Source organism: Citrobacter sp. Cf132, assembly GCF_030333885.1.
Lineage (GTDB): Bacteria > Pseudomonadota > Gammaproteobacteria > Enterobacterales > Enterobacteriaceae > Citrobacter > Citrobacter freundii.
In genome coordinates this window covers 565340-584089 of the sequence record NZ_JAOWFA010000057.1, presented here as the reverse complement: position 1 = coordinate 584089, position 18750 = coordinate 565340, and the positions used below count along the sequence as shown (strand labels likewise).

Annotated in this window: 22 protein-coding genes and 3 tRNA genes; 4 read left to right on the top strand and 21 right to left on the bottom strand. The window is 49.9% G+C overall.

Features of this window, described 5'->3' with window-relative positions:
- Positions 1-102 precede the first annotated feature (102 nt).
- Positions 103-1314: a tyrosine transporter TyrP gene (gene tyrP, locus OGV85_RS16210; RefSeq protein ID WP_032949537.1), complete on the top strand. Its 1212-nt coding sequence runs from the start codon at positions 103-105 to the stop codon at positions 1312-1314.
- A gap of 26 nt (positions 1315-1340) precedes the next feature.
- Here tyrP and OGV85_RS16205 read toward each other — a convergent pair whose 3' ends face one another.
- The 4 genes from OGV85_RS16205 to OGV85_RS16190 all read right to left on the bottom strand — a co-directional run bounded on the left by OGV85_RS16205 (position 1341) and on the right by OGV85_RS16190 (position 3970).
- Positions 1341-2006: a YecA/YgfB family protein gene (locus tag OGV85_RS16205; protein ID WP_003034581.1), complete on the bottom strand. Its 666-nt coding sequence runs from the start codon at positions 2004-2006 to the stop codon at positions 1341-1343.
- A gap of 209 nt (positions 2007-2215) precedes the next feature.
- A complete protein-coding gene (locus OGV85_RS16200; protein WP_061548589.1) occupies positions 2216-2497 on the bottom strand; it encodes a heavy-metal-associated domain-containing protein in 282 nt (93 codons plus the stop codon).
- Positions 2494-2850, bottom strand: a complete 357-nt coding sequence (locus OGV85_RS16195) for a mercuric transporter MerT family protein (RefSeq protein WP_003034578.1) — start codon at positions 2848-2850, stop codon at positions 2494-2496. Before OGV85_RS16195 ends, OGV85_RS16200 begins: the two co-directional genes overlap by 4 nt.
- Entirely contained in the window at positions 2828-3970 is a 1143-nt protein-coding gene (locus OGV85_RS16190; RefSeq protein WP_061548590.1) for a transglutaminase-like domain-containing protein, read from the bottom strand. Before OGV85_RS16190 ends, OGV85_RS16195 begins: the two co-directional genes overlap by 23 nt.
- Before the next feature lie 331 nt (positions 3971-4301).
- Here OGV85_RS16190 and OGV85_RS16185 point away from each other — a divergent pair, with 331 nt between their 5' ends.
- The gene (locus OGV85_RS16185; RefSeq protein ID WP_061548591.1) at positions 4302-5327 is read left to right on the top strand and encodes a patatin-like phospholipase family protein; all 1026 of its coding nucleotides are present in this window, start codon (positions 4302-4304) and stop codon (positions 5325-5327) included.
- A gap of 19 nt (positions 5328-5346) precedes the next feature.
- On the opposite strand, the gene OGV85_RS16180 is transcribed toward OGV85_RS16185, so the two are convergent.
- From OGV85_RS16180 to uvrY, 9 genes are all read right to left on the bottom strand, one after another.
- Positions 5347-5817: an SRPBCC family protein gene (locus OGV85_RS16180; RefSeq protein ID WP_003034572.1), complete on the bottom strand. Its 471-nt coding sequence runs from the start codon at positions 5815-5817 to the stop codon at positions 5347-5349.
- Positions 5818-5830: 13 nt separating this feature from the next.
- A complete protein-coding gene (locus tag OGV85_RS16175; RefSeq protein ID WP_061548592.1) occupies positions 5831-6520 on the bottom strand; it encodes a LolA family protein in 690 nt (229 codons plus the stop codon).
- Between the two features lie 312 nt (positions 6521-6832).
- Positions 6833-6988, bottom strand: a complete 156-nt coding sequence (locus tag OGV85_RS16170) for a hypothetical protein (protein ID WP_176490915.1) — start codon at positions 6986-6988, stop codon at positions 6833-6835.
- A gap of 190 nt (positions 6989-7178) precedes the next feature.
- Positions 7179-7265: transfer RNA gene (locus OGV85_RS16165), tRNA-Leu, on the bottom strand.
- A 12-nt stretch (positions 7266-7277) separates the two neighbouring features.
- A tRNA-Cys gene (locus OGV85_RS16160) sits at positions 7278-7351 on the bottom strand.
- Positions 7352-7402: 51 nt separating this feature from the next.
- A tRNA-Gly gene (locus OGV85_RS16155) sits at positions 7403-7478 on the bottom strand.
- A gap of 151 nt (positions 7479-7629) precedes the next feature.
- The gene (gene pgsA, locus OGV85_RS16150; RefSeq protein WP_003030490.1) at positions 7630-8178 is read right to left on the bottom strand and encodes a CDP-diacylglycerol--glycerol-3-phosphate 3-phosphatidyltransferase; all 549 of its coding nucleotides are present in this window, start codon (positions 8176-8178) and stop codon (positions 7630-7632) included.
- A 55-nt stretch (positions 8179-8233) separates the two neighbouring features.
- A complete protein-coding gene (gene uvrC / locus OGV85_RS16145) occupies positions 8234-10066 on the bottom strand; it encodes an excinuclease ABC subunit UvrC (protein ID WP_003030488.1) in 1833 nt (610 codons plus the stop codon).
- Positions 10063-10719, bottom strand: coding sequence for a UvrY/SirA/GacA family response regulator transcription factor (uvrY, locus tag OGV85_RS16140; RefSeq protein WP_003030486.1), 657 nt, complete (start codon positions 10717-10719; stop codon positions 10063-10065). Before uvrY ends, uvrC begins: the two co-directional genes overlap by 4 nt.
- A 296-nt stretch (positions 10720-11015) precedes the next feature.
- Between uvrY and OGV85_RS24575 the strand changes: the two genes are divergently transcribed.
- Complete coding sequence (locus OGV85_RS24575; RefSeq protein WP_418219448.1) at positions 11016-11159, top strand: hypothetical protein; 144 nt, start codon at positions 11016-11018, stop codon at positions 11157-11159.
- 19 nt (positions 11160-11178) lie between these two features.
- The gene (locus OGV85_RS16135; RefSeq protein ID WP_003030482.1) at positions 11179-11403 is read left to right on the top strand and encodes a DUF2594 family protein; all 225 of its coding nucleotides are present in this window, start codon (positions 11179-11181) and stop codon (positions 11401-11403) included.
- Positions 11404-11469: 66 nt separating this feature from the next.
- Here the strand turns inward: OGV85_RS16135 and sdiA are convergent, their stop codons facing one another.
- The 8 genes from sdiA to OGV85_RS16095 all read right to left on the bottom strand — a co-directional run bounded on the left by sdiA (position 11470) and on the right by OGV85_RS16095 (position 18611).
- Positions 11470-12192: a quorum-sensing transcriptional regulator SdiA gene (gene sdiA, locus OGV85_RS16130; RefSeq protein WP_003030480.1), complete on the bottom strand. Its 723-nt coding sequence runs from the start codon at positions 12190-12192 to the stop codon at positions 11470-11472.
- A 230-nt stretch (positions 12193-12422) separates the two neighbouring features.
- Complete coding sequence (gene tcyN, locus OGV85_RS16125) at positions 12423-13175, bottom strand: L-cystine ABC transporter ATP-binding protein TcyN (protein ID WP_003030477.1); 753 nt, start codon at positions 13173-13175, stop codon at positions 12423-12425.
- The gene (tcyL, locus tag OGV85_RS16120) at positions 13172-13840 is read right to left on the bottom strand and encodes a cystine ABC transporter permease (protein WP_003030474.1); all 669 of its coding nucleotides are present in this window, start codon (positions 13838-13840) and stop codon (positions 13172-13174) included. Before tcyL ends, tcyN begins: the two co-directional genes overlap by 4 nt.
- Positions 13841-13861: 21 nt before the next feature.
- Positions 13862-14848, bottom strand: a complete 987-nt coding sequence (dcyD, locus tag OGV85_RS16115) for a D-cysteine desulfhydrase (protein WP_003030471.1) — start codon at positions 14846-14848, stop codon at positions 13862-13864.
- Between the two features lie 108 nt (positions 14849-14956).
- A complete protein-coding gene (gene tcyJ, locus OGV85_RS16110; protein WP_003030469.1) occupies positions 14957-15757 on the bottom strand; it encodes a cystine ABC transporter substrate-binding protein in 801 nt (266 codons plus the stop codon).
- Positions 15758-15857: 100 nt separating this feature from the next.
- Positions 15858-16409, bottom strand: a complete 552-nt coding sequence (gene fliZ, locus OGV85_RS16105; protein WP_016150547.1) for a flagella biosynthesis regulatory protein FliZ — start codon at positions 16407-16409, stop codon at positions 15858-15860.
- A gap of 57 nt (positions 16410-16466) precedes the next feature.
- Entirely contained in the window at positions 16467-17186 is a 720-nt protein-coding gene (locus OGV85_RS16100) for an RNA polymerase sigma factor FliA (RefSeq protein WP_003030465.1), read from the bottom strand.
- Positions 17187-17348: 162 nt separating this feature from the next.
- A complete protein-coding gene (locus OGV85_RS16095) occupies positions 17349-18611 on the bottom strand; it encodes a FliC/FljB family flagellin (protein ID WP_181522775.1) in 1263 nt (420 codons plus the stop codon).
- Positions 18612-18750: the final 139 nt, after the last annotated feature.

The following is an 18750-nucleotide window of genomic DNA, read 5'->3' as shown; positions in this document are numbered from 1 at the left end:
ATTAATGTACAACCATTGTAACGACGATTTGACGAACATAGCGTTTTGCCTTAACCTGCGCCGCAGATATAACCGTTGATTATCTCTGGGACAGAGGAAAGCGTGAAAAACAGAACCCTGGGTAGTATTTTTATCGTGGCGGGAACCACGATTGGTGCCGGTATGTTGGCAATGCCGTTGGCTGCGGCAGGCGTGGGGTTTAGCGTCACGTTGGTATTGTTAGTCAGTCTTTGGGCGTTGATGTGCTACACCGCGCTGTTGCTGCTTGAAGTATATCAACATGTCCCGGCAGACACCGGGCTGGGTACGCTGGCAAAACGGTATCTTGGTCGTTACGGACAATGGGTAACGGGATTTAGTATGATGTTTTTAATGTATGCCCTGACGGCGGCGTACATCAGTGGTGCAGGTGAACTGCTGGCCTCCAGCATCAGCGACTGGACCGGAACAAATATATCCCCGACAACAGGCGTACTGCTGTTCACCTTTGTTGCCGGAGGCGTGGTTTGTGTTGGGACCTCGCTGGTCGATCTGTTCAACCGTCTGCTATTCAGTGCCAAGATAATCTTCCTGGTGGCGATGCTGGCTCTGTTAATGCCGCATATCCATAAAGTGAACCTGCTTACGCTGCCGCTGCAACAGGGACTGGCGCTCTCCGCAATCCCGGTCATCTTCACCTCGTTCGGTTTTCACGGCAGTGTTCCCAGTATCGTCAGCTATATGAACGGTAACATCCGTAAACTGCGTTGGGTGTTTATTACGGGTAGCGCTATTCCACTGGTCGCCTATATCTTCTGGCAACTGGCGACGCTTGGCAGCATTAACTCGACAACGTTCATGGGGCTTTTAGCCAACCACGCAGGCTTAAACGGCTTATTGCAGGCATTGCGTGAAGTCGTGGCTTCGCCGCACGTCGAACTGGCGGTACATCTGTTTGCCGACCTCGCGCTGGCAACCTCTTTCCTCGGCGTTGCATTGGGATTATTTGACTACCTGGCCGACCTCTTCCAGCGCCGCAATACCGTAGCGGGAAGAATGCAAACCGGCGTGGTGACCTTCCTGCCGCCGCTGGCATTCGCGCTGTTCTATCCGCGTGGTTTTGTCATGGCATTAGGGTATGCGGGCGTTGCCCTGGCGGTGCTGGCGCTGCTCATTCCCTCGATGCTGGCCTGGCAGAGCAGAAAACATAATCCGCAGGCCAACTACCGCGTAGCCGGCGGTGCTCCGGCGCTGGCACTAGTATTTTTGTGCGGCATTGTGGTGATAGCAGTGCAGTTTTCTATTGCAGCAGGATTACTACCAGAAGTGGGTTAAAACAAAGGGGCTTTCGCCCCTTTCTGTTAATGCAAACAGCACTGCTTATATTTCTTGCCGCTGCCACAGGGGCAAGGGTCATTGCGCCCTACTTTGGCATCCACTTTCACCGGTACTTTGACCGGCGTTTCCTGAGGATGCGCCATCCAGTAAGCATGCAGGTCCAGCGCAGCAAGGCGGATGGCATCGACGCTCTCTTCAAACGCTTCAGGTGTCAATTTCTCAACCACCGCAAAGTTCTCTTCCGTACCGTGCAGCGCAATAGCCTCAAGTGCTGGTTTTAACGTGTCCGGTAACGCGGACCAGTCTGACAGTGCAACGCCGCGCATATAACCAAAGCACCACTCTTCAACGATGGTCAGTTCATGCTCGTCAATTTCACGCAAACCAAACAACGGCTCAAACTGCTCAGGATATTCATCCAGACGATCGGCCGTATCCGCCATATGTTGAAACGCCAGGTTCATGAAACGCGTCATTTCTTTTTCGGAGGACCAGCGAGGGACATACTGCGCGCCCCCCCAAATAGCGACCAGCCACTGCTCTGGTTCAATTTCATACGGTGAACTCAGCACCGCCGTCAGCAAACCATCCAGTTCTGACACATCCAGAATAGCCTTGTCAGTATTGTACTTAGTCAGTACATCATCCAGCCATTCCAGTTCGCTCTCGTTTAATGGTCCCGTTTTCATAACGCTTTTCCTTAGTCAAAAAATCTTGCCTGTGATCATCCTACATGGCTGGAGGGATAACAGATACAAATGGGCATATGCGGCATACAGTTGCCGCCTGTTCAGGTTAACAGGAAACGAGGGGAATTCCGGAAGTTAACGCACAAAAGAGAACACTAAGCCGCCGGGCATCATACCGAGAAAACACAATAAAACCACCCGCAGGTGATTTACTGTTGTTCAATACGGTTGAGCGTTGCGGTATAGCCCGTTTTCGCTACCGCGTTAAGTAAAGTATCGGTTGGGAAACTTTCTGGCACTATCGCTTCTGCTTGTCGGGTTTTTAGGGAGGACTTTGCTTTAATCACGCCGTCGGTTTCACGTAGCGCCTGATTGACCGAAATAACGCATAGCGAGCAGGTCATATTTTGTATATCCAGCACCACTTTTTGGTTTGCCGCCTGAGCCCACAGCGGTAATAGCAAGCATGCAACTAACGTGAAGATCTTCATTCAAATACCTCATAAAACCAGGCAACAAGCGTTGGGTAAAATAACACTGGCAAAATCAATGCCAGTGCGCACCAGTAGAACATGCGCGCTTGCCTCAGCGTTAGCCAGCCTGAACACCACAGCCGTTTGGAAAAATAGAGCCGCCAGAAGACATGCAGTAATAATCCCAGGGATAGCAGCACCAGAGGCGTTCGCAAAAACTCAAACTTGGTGAAAACAGCAAAGCTCGCCGCCGAAATACCAAACAGCAGGTAGAGCAGCGGTCCAACGCAGCATAAGCCCGCAGTGACGGCAGCTACCGCAGCCGTCAACAGGGTGAGTCCCGCCCGTTTAGCGTTGTTCTGTGGCGACATAGCTGTAGGAGAACGCTTTAGGATCATAGAAATTGATCGGGTCGCCATCAACTTCAGCATAAGGATAACCAAAGTTGTTCACCGCGCCCTGCTCCGTTGCCGGATACAGCTCGAAATCACGCCCGTAGTTGAATCCAACCCAGTTCATTTCCCAGTTACCAAACAGGTAAGTGTTTACCGCCTGGACATCGGCGTCCTGATGCGATTTTTTCTCTGCCAGACGCATTTTGGTCACATCAGCAGGATCGCAAGGTAACCAACCGTAACCGGCCAGATAGAACTCGGCACGACAATGTTGCCCACCGCTCACATCAGCAACGCCTGCGCTGTCTGCTTTGCCAAATGCACTTTTCGAGTAACGTTCGAGCTTATTGGCCTTGCCCAGACGGATACCAAACAGTTCACGCGCCGGAATGCCGCTGGCACGCGCCAGAGCCACAAAAACGGAGCTCATGTCGGTGCATTTTCCTTTGAGCTTACCGCTTTTTAAGATCTCCGCTACATCCCCCGTGCCGCAGCCGATAACGTCGTTATCGCGCTCCATATGGCTACTCACCCACTCGTAAATCAGGCGTGCTTTTTTCAGCGGATCCTGCTCATTACCGGTGATTTTACGTGCGGTTTCCAGAACTAGCCCATCAACTGGTGTATGTGCCGTCGGCAAAAGGTACGGTTTTACATCCAGCGGGTAAATAATCTGCTCCGGCGCTTGCCTGGTTTTCAACGCGTCCTGCTTCAGCGGTTCCCAGTCGGCGGTTTCAATGTCGATATCAACGTTAATCAACAGTTCGCCCTGCGAGTCAGGCCAGGTGGCAAACAGCGTTTTCGCGCCATAAGTATTATTAGTGGTGACATACGCTTGCTTATAGTTTCCGCTAAAGGCAAGCGCCGTCATTTGTTGAAACGCGGTATCTACAGGAAGCGGGATCCACAGTTTTACTACACCGCTCGAGCCCTTAGGAGGGTTAAGTTTATAGGTCTGGGATAACACAAAGCGCCGACGCGCGACTGGTGCAACGGATGGCTCAGCGGCGCGAACCGTCTGACTAATAACCGCAGGACCGACTAAACCGGCGGCCGAAAGGAGAACGCTATTTTTGAGAAATTGTCGACGTTGCATTGCTGTCTGTCCATGTTGTAAGAGTTGAACTACGGCTAAGCCGGTAAAAACCGTATACGATCATCACAGCAGACAGACGCTGACATAAAAAGGTGAGCCGATGGAGGTTATTCATCAATAACAGACCTGTTAACTGTGAATGAAATAAGATACTACAAGGTCGCTATTAAGCCATTTACAGGCAAAAAAGTACAGCAGTGAGCGGATATCAATCTGCCAGCCCCCTTCTTATGAAACAAACTCAGCGTAAATCCTGTCTATATTTAACTGCAGCCATAGCGGAAACAACCCTACCCCTAAATCCCGTTTCTTATCTTTGGAGGACATAAAAATGGCAATGAGAATACTGTCTATCGATGGTGGCGGGATCAGAGGCATCCTGCCGGGTATGCTACTTGTGGCACTGGAGAAGAAATTGCAGGATATATCACAAAATCCTGCCGCCAGAATTGCGGATTACTTCGATCTCGTTGCCGGTACCAGTACCGGGGCCATTCTGTGTTCTGCTTACGTTTGCCCTGATGCGAAAGGAAAGCCCAAGTTCTCCGCTCAGGAAGCCGTCAATTTCTACCTTCAGGATGGGGATGAAATTTTTGATGTCGGCGTCTGGAAAACAATCAGTTCACTGGGTGGTGCTAGCGATGAAAAATATTCTGCAAAGGAGCTGGAGAGGGTATTAAAAACAGCATTTGGTGAAACAAAAATCAGTGAATTATTAAGACCAACCTGCTTTGTTTCTTATGACGTGAGCAGTCGTCTTCCTGTCATTTTCAAACAACACTCCGCCCTCGCCAAGAATCGGGACTTCCTGGTCAGGGATGCTTTACGGGGTACCTCAGCAGCTCCCACTTATTTCGAGGCAGCGCGTATTTATTCATTACCCCCGGTACCCGAAAAATTTGTCCTGGTTGATGGCGGTGTGGTGGCAAACGACCCGGCACTCTGCGCCTATTCCGAAGCGATTAAATTCAGTAATGTCGCTGGCATTAAGGATATGATTATTGTCTCACTGGGCACCGGCAAGAAATTGCAGGGGTATTCTTATTCCGAAGTTAAGGACTGGGGCCCCTTTGGCTGGGCAAAACCGGCTATTGATATCGCGCTAGAGGGGGGGCCACAGATGACCGCGTATTATCTGCAACAAATGGCCTCAACGGTAAAAAACTCTAAATACTACAGAATTCAGCCTGAACTATACGGCGCCGATCCAACGCTGGATAACGCATCGCGTGAAAACTTAGAACTTCTGCGCAAGGCAGGCCTACAAAATGCCGCCGTGTATGATAAGAAATTGACTGAGATCGCTAAGTTATTAATCAGTAGTGGAGGCAATTTTAAATATCAGGACGCTAATTAATCCTCAACCCTGACTGAACTCAAAATATATGTACATTCGTTGCCAGTTTGCGGGCTAATCCTCTGGCCCCTTCGCGCATGACCGTATCGTGATTCCAGCGAAAAACGGGTGCCGCCAGCGGGGCCAAGTAATTCATCCAAGGAATCGTGGTGCGAACATTCCAGTCATATCTGACGATGGTCTCAGCGCCACTGGCAGAAAAATACCACACTCCTCGCCCTTCTACCGCCCCACTGGCTTGTCCCTCAAGCAGCGAGCAAGGCAGAATATTTAACACGTTGATGTCAAAGGTTAAGCGATAGGGAAGCGCTCCTTTCCAGGTATAACGATGCAGCGCCCCAATGCCCTGTACATCACCTTTTTTAATCTCAACAATGCGTTCCAGACTTTCCCACCATTCAGGCCACTGATCGGGATGAGAAAAAACATCCCATACCTCCTGAATAGAAGCCTCAACCCGCCAGACGGTGGAAAACTGATAGTCAGCCATAATACAGCCTCCTTCAAGGTGAGAAGAAATTGGCGGGAAAACGGATGTTAATGACCATAGCATCCAGAAGCACGGTTTCTAATCGCTGCCCATCTGGCGCATAGCTGATCACTTTGGCAGGGAGTCCGTGATAATTATCCAGCCAGACGTCATAGCGGTGAACACCATCAACCACCATTGTTCCAGGCCCAACCACAGATACGTGCGTCGTCGCCCGTCCTGCAAGGTTTTCCTTACCAACAGTGGTCATTGTCCCTTCGCGTTGCAGATGACGAATATTGCCCAACAACACGCCGATATCAGAGCGATCCACCCGATGACCACGCTCATCCTGGATCAATGAATTAGTAGGCGACAGGTGCAAAATGGGCAAAGAACCCACACCAAATGGCCATAACGTCACTTTACCGCTGACAGGATTAAAGATAAGCACCGCTCCTGAATGCGGTTGGGTAAAATCCATCCGCACATACCCAGGCTTTTGAAAGCTATAGCGAATAATTTTACTTTCATCGGATGGCGACGAAGAGCGCATCATGACCTGATAAGAGGTCAGGTTATTAAATGACTGTTGAGAAAATGCGATGGGATCCATAGCCCTGGCATTCTGCGAAAAAATATTACCTTTTTCCACCGAATATGCTGCACAACTAAAGGTGAGCAATGCTGCGAACATGACTATCGGAGAAGATGAAATGTTCATAGCTGCCCCCTGAACCAGCGCGATTGGCAAACAGGAGTTATCACCTGCCGACTGTTTTTATTATAGTTCTTAACTGCGCGGCACTACTCTTCCGGCCCCTCAGACTCAGTATGGGCAGCAGGTTTAAATTATTGGTTTTCTTTTTAGTTGAGATGACAACATAAAGCTATACTTTAATAGCCATACTTTTAATAGGTATTAATCATGAAACTGCCATCGGTATTTTCATGCACCGTTCTCATATTACTGTTGCTGTCGTCATCTTCTGCCACATCCAGCGCGTTACAAAACCAGGCCGTCAGAGAGCAAGAGTTAAGCGCGGCACTTCGAGCCGGTAATGGCGTGATCATCATTGGCGGGACGGATGATTTCGTTTTCACGTTCAGGGCACGAAACCGAATCCACAGACACCTGGCGATACAGGATGACTTTGGCGATCCCATCCTGATGAATGGTTTCCAGGACCACAACTATAATCCCGCCCGCGATGGTTTTATCAACAACCCTGCCCGAGGGGGCTTTATGTTTAACGCGCCTATTCGGCGATAGATTGATGAGCAATAGTGAGTTCTATGCTTGTAAAAAACAAGCACAAAAAAACCACCCGTAGGTGGTTTCACGACACTGCTTATTGCTTTGATTATTCTGTTCTTTCCCATGGTACCCGGAGTGGGACTTGAACCCACACAGCGCGAACGCCGAGGGATTTTAAATCCCTTGTGTCTACCGATTCCACCATCCGGGCTCGGGAAGAAATTGGAGGCGCGTTCCGGAGTCGAACCGGACTAGACGGATTTGCAATCCGCTACATAACCGCTTTGCTAACGCGCCGAAATCTTCTGGCTTTACAGCCGACATCCGCGATTGCCGATGTCTCTAATTTGGAGCGGGAAACGAGACTCGAACTCGCGACCCCGACCTTGGCAAGGTCGTGCTCTACCAACTGAGCTATTCCCGCATCACCAAGTAACTTTGTTAATCACTTGATTTTGTTATCGTCTGGCAATCAGTGCTGCCGTTCGATGCGTTGCATTCTACTTACCTGACGCAATGAGTCAACGATATTTTTCACCACTAACGATCGTTTGCTGAAATTTGCGTCGAAACGATCACTGATCAAGCAAATCTCCACGTGCAGCGCTCAAATACTGGAACATTGACCACAAAGTCAGTATCGCGGCGACGAAGAAAAGTGCGATCCCAGCATACTCAACCCAGATATTTGGACGCCACAGCAGCCAGGCCAGTGCAGCCATTTGCGAAGTGGTTTTCACTTTACCAATCCAGGATACGGCTACGCTGCTGCGTTTACCCAGTTCGGCCATCCATTCACGTAGTGCAGAGATGATGATTTCACGCGCAATCATTGTTGCGGCAGGGAGCGTCACCCACCAGCTGTGGTAATGCTCTGTCACCAGTACCATCGCAATAGCTACCAGCACTTTATCAGCGACCGGATCGAGGAAGGCGCCAAAACGCGTGCTTTGGTTCCAGCGGCGAGCCAGAAAACCGTCAAACCAGTCTGTGACCGCTGCGATACAGAAGATCAGCGCACAAACAAAAGGAGCCCAGGTGAATGGCAGGTAAAAAGCCAATACAAAGAATGGGATCAGGATGACGCGAAACAGCGTGAGCAACGTAGGGATATTAAATTGCATATGACGGATAACTATCTGTTGTCAGTGAAATTACCCCTATGTTGCTACAGAGGGCCTAATGTTTCAACGAGTAGAAGATCTTTTCTGCCAGAGCTTGCGAAATACCCGGCACTTTTGCAATTTCTTCGATACTTGCATTACGAAGACCTTGCAAACCTCCCATATATTTCAACAACATCTGGCGACGCTTTGGCCCGACACCTTCGATGGTCTCAAGCGTGCTGGTACTTTTCACTTTCGCCCGTTTTTTACGATGCCCGCTAATCGCATGATCGTGAGATTCATCGCGGATATGCTGGATAACGTGCAATGCAGGCGAATCCGGCGGCAGACTAAAGCCCTCACCTTCCGGCTCAAAGAACAGTGTTTCCAGACCGGCTTTACGATCGGCCCCTTTTGCCACCCCCAGCAAAAGTGGGTGCTGTTTGTCCCAGGGAACGTCCAGTTCAGCAAAAACGGCTTTCGCCTGCCCTAACTGACCTTTACCGCCGTCGATCAATATGACGTCCGGAATCTTACTTTCTTCAATCGCCTTACCATAACGCCGACGTAAGACCTGATTCATCGCCGCATAATCATCACCCGGCGTAATGCCGGTAATATTGTAACGCCGATATTCTGCACGCAGCGGGCCATTGGCATCAAAAACCACGCAGGAGGCTACCGTCTGTTCCCCCATCGTATGGCTAATGTCGAAGCACTCCATACGCTTCACCGCAGGTAACTTCAATACGGAGGCCAGCGCCGTCAGACGTTGCGTAATCGTCGACTGCTGAGAAAGTTTCGTGGTGAGCGCCACTGCCGCGTTGGTCCGCGCCAGCTTCAGATAACGCGCGCGATCCCCTCGCGGTTTCGTCTGCACGTTAATCTTCCGTCCGGCCAGTTCAGACAGAGAGTCTGCCAGCAGGGTTTTATCGCTAAGATTGAAATCGAGCAGGATCTCCCCGGGTAAGGTACGCATCTGGCTCCCCTGCAGATAAAACTGCCCGACAAAGGTTTCGACGACCTCGCCGAGTTCCGTACCACCGGGTACTTTAGGGAAATAGCTGCGGCTGCCCAGCACTTTACCCTGGCGAATAAACAGAACGTGCACACAGGCCATGCCGGCGTCAAACGCCACGCCAATGACGTCCAGATCGTCTCCAGTATTAGAGACAAACTGTTTTTCGGTCACGCGGCGTACGGCCTGGATTTGGTCACGAATTCGCGCAGCCTCTTCAAATTCGAGATTTTGGCTGGCCTTTTCCATGCGGGTAATCAGCTGTGTTAACACCTGATCGTCTTTTCCGGACAGGAACAGACGAACATACTCGACCTGCTGAGCATACTCTTCCTCGCTCACCAGACCCGCGACACACGGGCCGAGACAGCGGCCAATCTGATATTGCAGACAAGGTCGAGAACGGTTGCGATAAACGCTGTTTTCGCACTGGCGGATAGGGAATATTTTCTGCAACAGCGCCAGCGTTTCACGCACCGCATAACCGTTAGGGAACGGTCCAAAGTACTCGCCTTTGGCATGCTTTGCCCCACGATGCATCGCCAGACGCGGGTGGGTATCGCCGCTAAGGAATATAAAGGGGTAGGATTTATCATCACGCAGCAATACGTTATAACGCGGCTGATATAGCTTGATGTAGTTGTGCTCAAGCAATAACGCTTCGGTTTCAGTGTGCGTTACCGTGACATCAATCTGCTGGATTTGCGCGACCAGCGCTTCGGTCTTGCGTGACGCAAGATTACTACGGAAGTAGCTGGAAAGCCTTTTTTTCAGGTCTTTCGCTTTCCCGACATAGATAACCGTTCCGGCGGTATCATACATACGATAGACGCCGGGCTGACTGGTCACGGTTTTCAGGAACGCTTTGGCATCAAACTGATCTGTCACTGGCTTGCTAATGTCTCCGCATTACACAGGCCATGGCGAATTGCCAGGTGAGTCAGCTCTACATCGCCATGAATGTTTAATTTACTGAACATTCGATAGCGATAGCTGTTCACCGTTTTAGGACTAAGATTCAGTTGCTCTGAGATCTCATTAACCTTCTGACCTTTGGTGATCATCAGCATAATCTGCAACTCGCGTTCAGACAAACTGGCAAACGGGGTTTCCGTTTTCTCAGGCTCAATCTGGCTGAGCGCCATTTGCTGAGCGATATCGGAGGCAATATACCGTTGCCCGGAAAAAACCGAACGAATCGCACTCACTACTTCCTGGGGGGCGGCGCCTTTGCTGAGATACCCTGCGGCCCCTGCCTGCATAACTTTTGCAGGTAATGGGTTTTCGGTGTGTACCGTCAACATGATCACTTTAATGTCTGCCGTGGAACGCGCAATTTTGCGGGTTGCTTCCAGACCGCCAATACCGGGCATATTCATATCCATCAGCACAACGTCAACGGAATTTGAGCGGCACCATTTTACCGCATCTTCACCGCAGCACGCTTCGCCGACAACTTTTATGCCTTTTATATCTTCCAGAATGCGTCGTATCCCTGCGCGCACCAGTTCGTGGTCATCAACAAGAAAAACGTTGATCAAAGGAATATCTCCAGAATAGGGATAACGCTACCGATAGTTAATCGGTCCTATGTTAACGGGTTTTATCTCAACTTTGAAATGTAAAAAACGCCCGACTTTCGATTTTGCTCTCGTTTTTGGAAATTAGATTGTACGACGAGTGGAAACTTTCAGTACTGGTAACCTTTTGCCACGGTTATATCTGTGTAGCTGTTTCATAATGGTGACAAAAAGATCATATTCCTTCGCTGAATGCAAACCAGGCAGTCAAAGTTGTAACAATAATTAACGAGGAAAATACTCGAAATAAACAACATGTGGAGAAAATATATGCACTGCAACATGTTGTTTATTTTAATGTCCACAACATTGGTCCGCGCAAAAAACAACCACAGATATTTTTAGCCTCGCTTATGGTATACTCCGCCGCCTTAAGATTTGACATCGCACTTTTTCATTGAAACATAACGAGGAAAATAAATGAGTACGCCTGACTTTTCCACTGCTGAGAATAACCAGGAACTGGCCAATGAAGTCACCTGCCTGAAAGCCATGTTAACGCTGATGCTGCAGGCAATGGGTCAAGCCGATGCAGGCCGCGTGATTCTTAAAATGGAAAAACAGCTCGCGCTGATTGAAGATCAATCACAGGCTGCGGTATTTTCCAACACGGTTAAGCAAATTAAACAAGCTTACCGCCAGTAATAAGAAACCGGCTGATAGCAATGCTCTCAGCCGGTTTTGCGTCTGACACTCAGAACGATAATTTACTCAGATAAGCCCGGTTGCCGCGGCATAACAGGCTATCTGCGTTTTGTTTGGCGCGTTGAATTTCTTTTGCATATTCTTCTGGTGGAAGTTCACGGTATTTTCAGAAATCGACAGAATGATGGCTATCTCTGAAGAGGTCTTCCCTTCTGCCGTCCATTTCAATATTTCCTTTTCCCGCTTGCTAAAACGCATCTCTGGCGCCATAACCATGTCATCTTCCAGTCGCGTCAGTACAGACAGACTTTCCCGTACCAAAAGCTGCATCCTGAGCTCCACTTCATCGCTCGCAAGGCGACTGTTACGGATACTTGCACGCGATACAGATAAAAAACCCAACGCCCGGTTAGGCAACATTAAGCATTGCGTCATCCCTTTGCGTAAACCGTGATTGCGCGCGGCGTCCCACAAAGGTTGCGCATCGCGAAACAGAGTATCGTTCCAGGGTAAATGCCCCTGACTGAAGTTTTCAGGTTTCAGCACCGGATCAATGGCAAAATAATTTTCGGACTGATAATGCGCCACCCATGCTTTGGGATAGGTCGTATGAAGTGACGTTTTAGGTCGGGTAAAAGGTACCGGATGACGAACACAGAGCGCGTAAAAATCAAACTCTAAGTGCTGCGTCTGTTGTTGCAATTCCGTATAGACATCCTCTGCCGTCGCCATTTCCTGAAAGCGTAACAGCATGCTCCGTCGCCAGGTGAAGAAATCAAGATCCTGCATACTAAGTGGTAATGCCCCTGAGATTGATAATCATCCAAACATATGAAACAAGCTAACACATAAATGTATTTTATATATGCAAATTATCGGACAAATGAACAATTACTTGAGTATTACTCAACAGCGGAAGTAAGTAACAGAATCAAATGTTAATAATAAAGCAATAATTATAAATAGTTATGCGAAGAGCACTCGCCAGAAACAATCCCGGCGAGTGCCATATACACTATTTATTGCATCAAAAACTTTTCAAGAAACTGACGGGTACGCGGCTGCTGCGGATGTGTGAATAAGGATTTTGCTGGTCCCTGCTCGACTATCCGTCCTTGATCCATAAATATCGCTCTATCGGCGACATCGCGAGCAAAGCTCATTTCATGCGTCACAATTACCATGGTGCGTTTTTCCTGCGCCAGTTGGCGGATGGTATTAAGTACCTCGCCAACCAATTCAGGATCAAGCGCGGAGGTCGGTTCATCAAAAAGAATAACCTCAGGTCGCATCGCCAGCGCTCGGGCAATCGCTACGCGCTGCTGCTGTCCACCCGATAAACGCCGTGGATAGCTGGTTTCTTTACCTGCCAGCCCGACTTTCGCCAGCAATTCACGCGCACGAGCTGTCGCTTCAGCTTTTGGTTCACCTTTGACTATCACCGGCCCTTCAATAATGTTTTCCAGCACTGTCCGATGGGGAAACAAATTAAAGTTCTGGAACACAAAACCGACGTGCTGGCGTAACTGACGAATCAGCCCTTTCTGCTGGGTCAACGAACGCGCGGTATCAATGGTAATCTCACCCACTTTAATGGTGCCCGCCTCCGGTTGCTCCAGCAAATTAATGCTACGCAGCAGCGTGGTTTTGCCCGATCCGCTCGGCCCGATAATCGCTACTACTTCACCAGGTTTGACGTCAAGATCGATCCCATGCAGCACCGTTTGCCCATGAAATTTTTTGACCAGGTTTCTGACTTCGATAGCACTCATTTCGGCTCTCTCTCCTGGCGGTTCAGTTGTTCTTCAAAATAGTTTTGCAGCGCAGAAAGCACCGTCGCCATCACCCAGTAAATCAACGAGGCCGCCAGATACATCGTAAAGACTTCCAGCGTACGCGAGGTAATCAGCTGCGCCTGACGGAACAGTTCCGGTACCTGAATAGTGGCGGCCAAAGAGGTATCTTTCACCAGACTGATAAAGCTGTTGCTCAGCGGCGGCAGCGCAACGCGCGCAGCCTGTGGCAGGATTGCCCGGCGCATGGTCTGCCAGCGCGTCATACCAATACTGGCACCCGCCTCCCACTGTCCTTTGTCGATGGAAGAGATTGCCGCACGCAGGGTTTCCGCAGCGTAGGCGGCTGTATTAAGCGACAAGCCAATCATCGCCGCCGGGATGGGATCAAGCTCAATTCCAAACTGCGGCAGACCGTAATAAATCATAAACAGCTGGGCAATCAACGGCGTTCCGCGAAAAATAGAGATATAAAAACGCGCCAGCCAGCGCACAGGCAGCAGCGGCGACAGACGCATCAACGCCAGGATAAACCCCAGCACGAGGCCAAAAAACATCCCGCCGATACTCAGTTGCAGCGTAAAAACCGCGCCTTTAAGCAGATACGGCAGGGAATCAATTACCAGTTGGATACTTTCATGCATTAGCGTTTTTCGACCTGGTTGTTACACGTGAGGATGGTAGGCAAACAGTGCAGGCGCCCCACCGGTATGGATAAAGAGGATTGGCCCTTCATCTTTGAAGCGCTTCTGGCTGATGCCGTCAATCAAACCCGCCATCGCCTTACCGGTATACACCGGATCCAACAAAATGCCTTCCAGGCGCGCCAGCAGTTTTACTGCCTCCATGCCTTCTTCGTTTGGCGTACCGTAGCCCGGCGCATAATAATCATCCCATAACAGGATATCCGCTGAGGCCGTCAGTTCCAGTTCACGGGCAATATCCTGCTGCAGCGTAACAACTTTGGGTTTTTGATCGGCGACGCTGCGCGAAACGGTCACACCGATAAGCTCGACATCTGGCATCAGTTGCTCCAGCCCCACCGCCAGCCCGGCATGCGTTCCCGCACTGCCCGACGCGACCACCACGGAAGAGAGCGAAACGGCCCCTTCACACTGCTGGGCAATTTCCAGCGCGCTCTCCACATAACCCATCGCCCCCAGAGCATTAGAGCCCCCAACAGGGATCACATACGGGCGGAACCCTTGCGCTTCAATGCGCGTCGCCAGCTCCTGCAACTGCGCATTCGGATCGGTTAGCGCGTCACACATTTCGATCTGCGTATTAAACAGATCCAACAGCAGACGGTTGCCATTGGTGAGATAGTTTTCCGCCGTGGTGCCAATCGGATTTTCCAACAGCGCCACGCAGTGCAGGCCAAGCTTAGCCGCTACCGCCGCAGTCTGACGAACGTGGTTAGATTGGATGGCACCCGCGGTTATCAGCGTATCAGCGCCTTCACGCAGCGCGTCTGCGGCCAGAAACTCCAGCTTACGCAGCTTATTGCCGCCCATGGCCATCGGCGTGACGTCATCGCGTTTGATGAAAATATCGCGCCCGAGGTAGTCGGAGAAACGTGGAAGATATTCGAGCGGCGTTGGCGCGCCAATAAATTCCAGACGTGGAAAGCGCGTTAAGTTATGCAGCGGCATACAGCCTCCGGTATTCGTTGTTGTGATGTTCTTTTTATTATGCACGCTCAGGCGCAATGAAATAAAAAAAGGCGCTGTTAAAGGCGCCTTTTTTTCGTCGGATGCCGATTATTTCGTCACATCCGCTCCAAACCATTTTTCAGACAGGGCTTTCAGCGTACCGTCTTTTTGCATTTCAGCAATGGCCGCATCAACCGCTTTCAGCAGATCTTCATTGCCTTTGCGCAGCGCCACGCCGGACTCCTGACGGGAGAACGCTTCACCTGTCACAGCCAGCGTATCCTTGGTTTTCTTGACCAGATCCAGCGCCGCCAGACGGTCAACCAGAATGGCGTCGATACGGCCTACACGCAGATCCTGGTATTTGGTCGGGTCGTCATCATAGGTACGAATATCTACGCCCTGCACGTTCTGGCGCAGCCACTCTTCATAGTTGGTGCCCAGACCAACGCCGACTTTTTTACCTTTCAGATCGGCAGCGGTCTTAATAACACCTTCATTGCCTTTTTTCACCAGCGCCTGAATACCAGAAACCGTATACGGGGTAGAGAAATCGTATTTTTTCTTACGTTCGTCAGAGATGGTCACCTGGTTGATGACCACATCAATGCGCTTGGAATCAAGAGAGGCCAGCATACCGTCCCACTTGGTCGGCTTCAGGTTAGCTTTCACCCCAAGGTGCTTGGCCAGTTCCTCAGCAAATTCCACTTCGAAACCGGTCAGCTTGCCGTCATCGCCCTGAAAACTAAACGGGGGATAGGTCCCTTCCAGGCCCACCAGCAGCGTGCCGCGCTCTTTAACTTTATTTAACAGACCTTCATCTGCATAAGTCTTTACGCTCATTCCGGCGACAAGTGCAACAGCCATTACACCCATCAGAGCCTGACGTCCCAGAAGTGCTAATTTCATAGTTACCCCGAATATTGTCATTAGTGACTATCATTTATGACTACAGTGTAAAACGTTTGCTGTGATCCACAAACACGACTCTGTTACACCTTATTCGTTTTTAATATATATCAGAACTGGCTGTCCAGGAGGATTTCTGCATATGCCCTATATGCGTATGGGCTTTAAACTGCTCATACTTACGTAAGGCGATGCGGTAATTGTTGGTGCTGGTTTCCGGCAGCCACGGGGCAAGGTTTTCGTCGAGGAACCCTTCCTGCAGCAGATCGTGAGAGATATTTTGTTCGGTCAGGTGATTCCCGAGGCGACGCAGACGGACAACGTATTCACGTACCGTGCCGTGACTCATTTCGGTCTGCTCAAATAAAAACTGTTTAAAACCGATAATATCGAAAAAGTCGCTCTGCTCTTTGCAATGCAAATCACCGCAAAAACGGCACAGTGCCACCCACTCTTTTTTCTCCTGCTCCCACTCGGCTTCATCCAACAAAGTGTCCAGGCGGGCGATGGCGATTTTATTCACAATTTGCCCGCGACGAACCAGCGTGATCCGGTCGAGCAACTTAAAGCAATGGGCGCAATGCGTCTGGCTGTGTTTGAAATCTTTGAGGTAGCGGCTTAGAGGCCGTCTTTTTGATTGCTGCACCGTCATGAGAACTCCTGGTAGTCAATTCGTAATGCGGCATTGTTCAGGGGTAATGATGTACCCCTATAGCTTACCCAGCTTGGTGCGTAGACGTTTGATGGCCTGACTGTGCAACTGGCTAACCCGTGACTCCCCGACTTCCAGTACCGCGCCAATCTCTTTCAGATTCAGCTCTTCCTGGTAGTACAGCGTTAACACCAGCTTTTCGCGCTCCGGCAACGCCTCGATCGCGTCCATTACGCGCTGGCGGAGGTTACCCTCAAGTAGCTGTTGTAACGGGTTTTCCTGCTGATGTTCTTCCGTCACCAGCTCGATACTATCGCCATGCTCTTCCCGCCACTCGTCATAAGAGAAGAGTTGGCTGTTATTGGTATCGAGCAACATCTGACGGTACTCTTGCACAGGAATAGCCAGACGCGCCGCCACTTCGGTTTCCGTCGCGTTGCGTCCTAATTCCTGCTCCAGTTGTCCCATCGCCTGTGCCACTTCGCGAGCATTGCGCCGAACGCTACGCGGCACCCAATCCCGGCTACGTAGTTCGTCCAGCATTGCTCCACGAATACGCTGCACTGCGTAAGTGGTAAATGCCGTTCCTTGCAAAGCGTCATATCGGTCAACGGCATTCAATAACCCGATGCCGCCCGCTTGTAGCAGGTCATCCAGTTCTACGCTCGCCGGCAAACGCACCTGAAGGCGCAATGCTTCGTGACGCACCAACGGTACATAACGCTGCCACAGCGAGTGTTTATCCATTACACCTTCAGCGGTATACAGTGAATTCACGATAAACAGCCCTGCGTTAAATGAGTTATCGGCATGATTATCCGTTTCTGCAGGGGTTTTAATCGGGTGAATAGTGGGTGAAATGGGGGGTTATTTGGGGGTTACGGGTAAAGCTAAGTGTAAAAAACCCCGCCGGAGCGGGGTTTGCGCGATAAGCGTAAATTAACGCAGCAGAGACAGAACGTTCTGCGTGGTCTGGTTAGCCTGTGCCAGTACAGAAGTACCCGCCTGTTGCAGGATCTGTGCGCGAGACATATTGGACACTTCAGTCGCGTAGTCGGAATCTTCGATACGGCTACGAGCAGAAGACAGGTTGTTTACGGTATTACCCAGGTTGGTGATTGCAGATTCAAAACGGTTCTGAACAGCACCCAACTGGCTACGGAATTTATCTACATCGGATAACGCAGCATCAATTTTATCCAGTGGGTTTACCGTAATATCAGGAGTGACAGCAGTACCAGCGGTAACTTTACCATCAGCATCAAATGTTGCGGATGTATAGGTAGCATGACCTGTGACAGCGTCGGTTGTTCTAATAGCGTAAGCATCTTTGGCATTAACGCCTGTTCCAGTTTTGTATTTTACTAAATCTTGGTTTTTCGCAAAACCTGTCTCAGCATCTACTTTAACAGTCTTGCCTACTGTTTTAACTTCTACAGGATTTGCTGCCGGGGTATATTCAGCTCCTGTAGAATCGTATGTTACCGTGCCTTTTGTGCTATCAACTTTAGCTTCATAACTCTTAGTGTTAACAGTAACATATGTTTTACCATCATCATCTGTCATAAGCTTGCCACCGGTTACTGCTGCCCCCCCCAAATCTTTGAGCATGCTTTCATCAAAAGTAGCGCTTACATTCAATGATGTACCATTTGAAACGGTGTTTGCCATTTTGGTAACATCAAGCTTATCTAGCCCCAGCGTCGAAGAGTCGATTTTTTTCAGGTCAATAGAAATTGTTTCATTGTCGTTCGCACCAACCTGAATAGTCAATTTACCATCTTTACTCAACACTTTCGTGCCATTGAAATCGGTCTGTTCAGCTACGCGATTGATTTCTGACAAACGCTGGTTAATTTCATCTTGAATAGAGGTTAAATCAGAACCGGAGTTCGTTCCGTTCGCCGCCTGCACGGACAGTTCACGCACACGCTGCAGGTTGTTGTTGATTTCGTTCAGAGCACCTTCAGTGGTCTGTGCGATAGAGATACCGTCGTTGGCGTTACGGGACGCCTGAGTCAGACCTTTGATGTTAGAGGTGAAGCGGTTTGCAATCGCCTGGCCAGCAGCATCGTCTTTCGCGCTGTTGATACGCAAGCCGGAAGACAGACGCTCGATAGCGGAGCTCAGGGAAGACTGAGATTTATTTAGGTTGTTCTGGGTCAACAGCGACAGGCTGTTTGTATTGATGACTTGTGCCATGATCTTTTCCTTATCAATTACAACTCGATGTTATTGGGCTGTTGCCCACGGTTTCTCACCGTAACCCTTGTATCGGCACCTTAAATTCGAACTTTAGAAAATTTTTACTTTCCGCTCACTTTTTTCTTAGCCCCTGAAA

Coding starts and splice junctions, on each gene's coding strand:
- tcyN (WP_003030477.1), bottom strand. CDS start 13,175: ATGAGTGCTATCGAAGTCAGAAACCTGGTCAAAAAATTTCATGGGCAA.
- OGV85_RS16180 (WP_003034572.1), bottom strand. CDS start 5,817: ATGGCTGACTATCAGTTTTCCACCGTCTGGCGGGTTGAGGCTTCTATT.
- OGV85_RS16175 (WP_061548592.1), bottom strand. CDS start 6,520: ATGAACATTTCATCTTCTCCGATAGTCATGTTCGCAGCATTGCTCACC.
- OGV85_RS16135 (WP_003030482.1), top strand. CDS start 11,179: ATGAGTACGCCTGACTTTTCCACTGCTGAGAATAACCAGGAACTGGCC.
- dcyD (WP_003030471.1), bottom strand. CDS start 14,848: ATGCCGCTGCATAACTTAACGCGCTTTCCACGTCTGGAATTTATTGGC.
- OGV85_RS16185 (WP_061548591.1), top strand. CDS start 4,302: ATGGCAATGAGAATACTGTCTATCGATGGTGGCGGGATCAGAGGCATC.
- fliZ (WP_016150547.1), bottom strand. CDS start 16,409: ATGACGGTGCAGCAATCAAAAAGACGGCCTCTAAGCCGCTACCTCAAA.
- OGV85_RS16190 (WP_061548590.1), bottom strand. CDS start 3,970: ATGCAACGTCGACAATTTCTCAAAAATAGCGTTCTCCTTTCGGCCGCC.
- OGV85_RS16095 (WP_181522775.1), bottom strand. CDS start 18,611: ATGGCACAAGTCATCAATACAAACAGCCTGTCGCTGTTGACCCAGAAC.
- OGV85_RS16200 (WP_061548589.1), bottom strand. CDS start 2,497: ATGAAGATCTTCACGTTAGTTGCATGCTTGCTATTACCGCTGTGGGCT.
- OGV85_RS16205 (WP_003034581.1), bottom strand. CDS start 2,006: ATGAAAACGGGACCATTAAACGAGAGCGAACTGGAATGGCTGGATGAT.
- pgsA (WP_003030490.1), bottom strand. CDS start 8,178: ATGCAATTTAATATCCCTACGTTGCTCACGCTGTTTCGCGTCATCCTG.
- tcyJ (WP_003030469.1), bottom strand. CDS start 15,757: ATGAAATTAGCACTTCTGGGACGTCAGGCTCTGATGGGTGTAATGGCT.
- tcyL (WP_003030474.1), bottom strand. CDS start 13,840: ATGCATGAAAGTATCCAACTGGTAATTGATTCCCTGCCGTATCTGCTT.
- OGV85_RS16195 (WP_003034578.1), bottom strand. CDS start 2,850: ATGTCGCCACAGAACAACGCTAAACGGGCGGGACTCACCCTGTTGACG.
- sdiA (WP_003030480.1), bottom strand. CDS start 12,192: ATGCAGGATCTTGATTTCTTCACCTGGCGACGGAGCATGCTGTTACGC.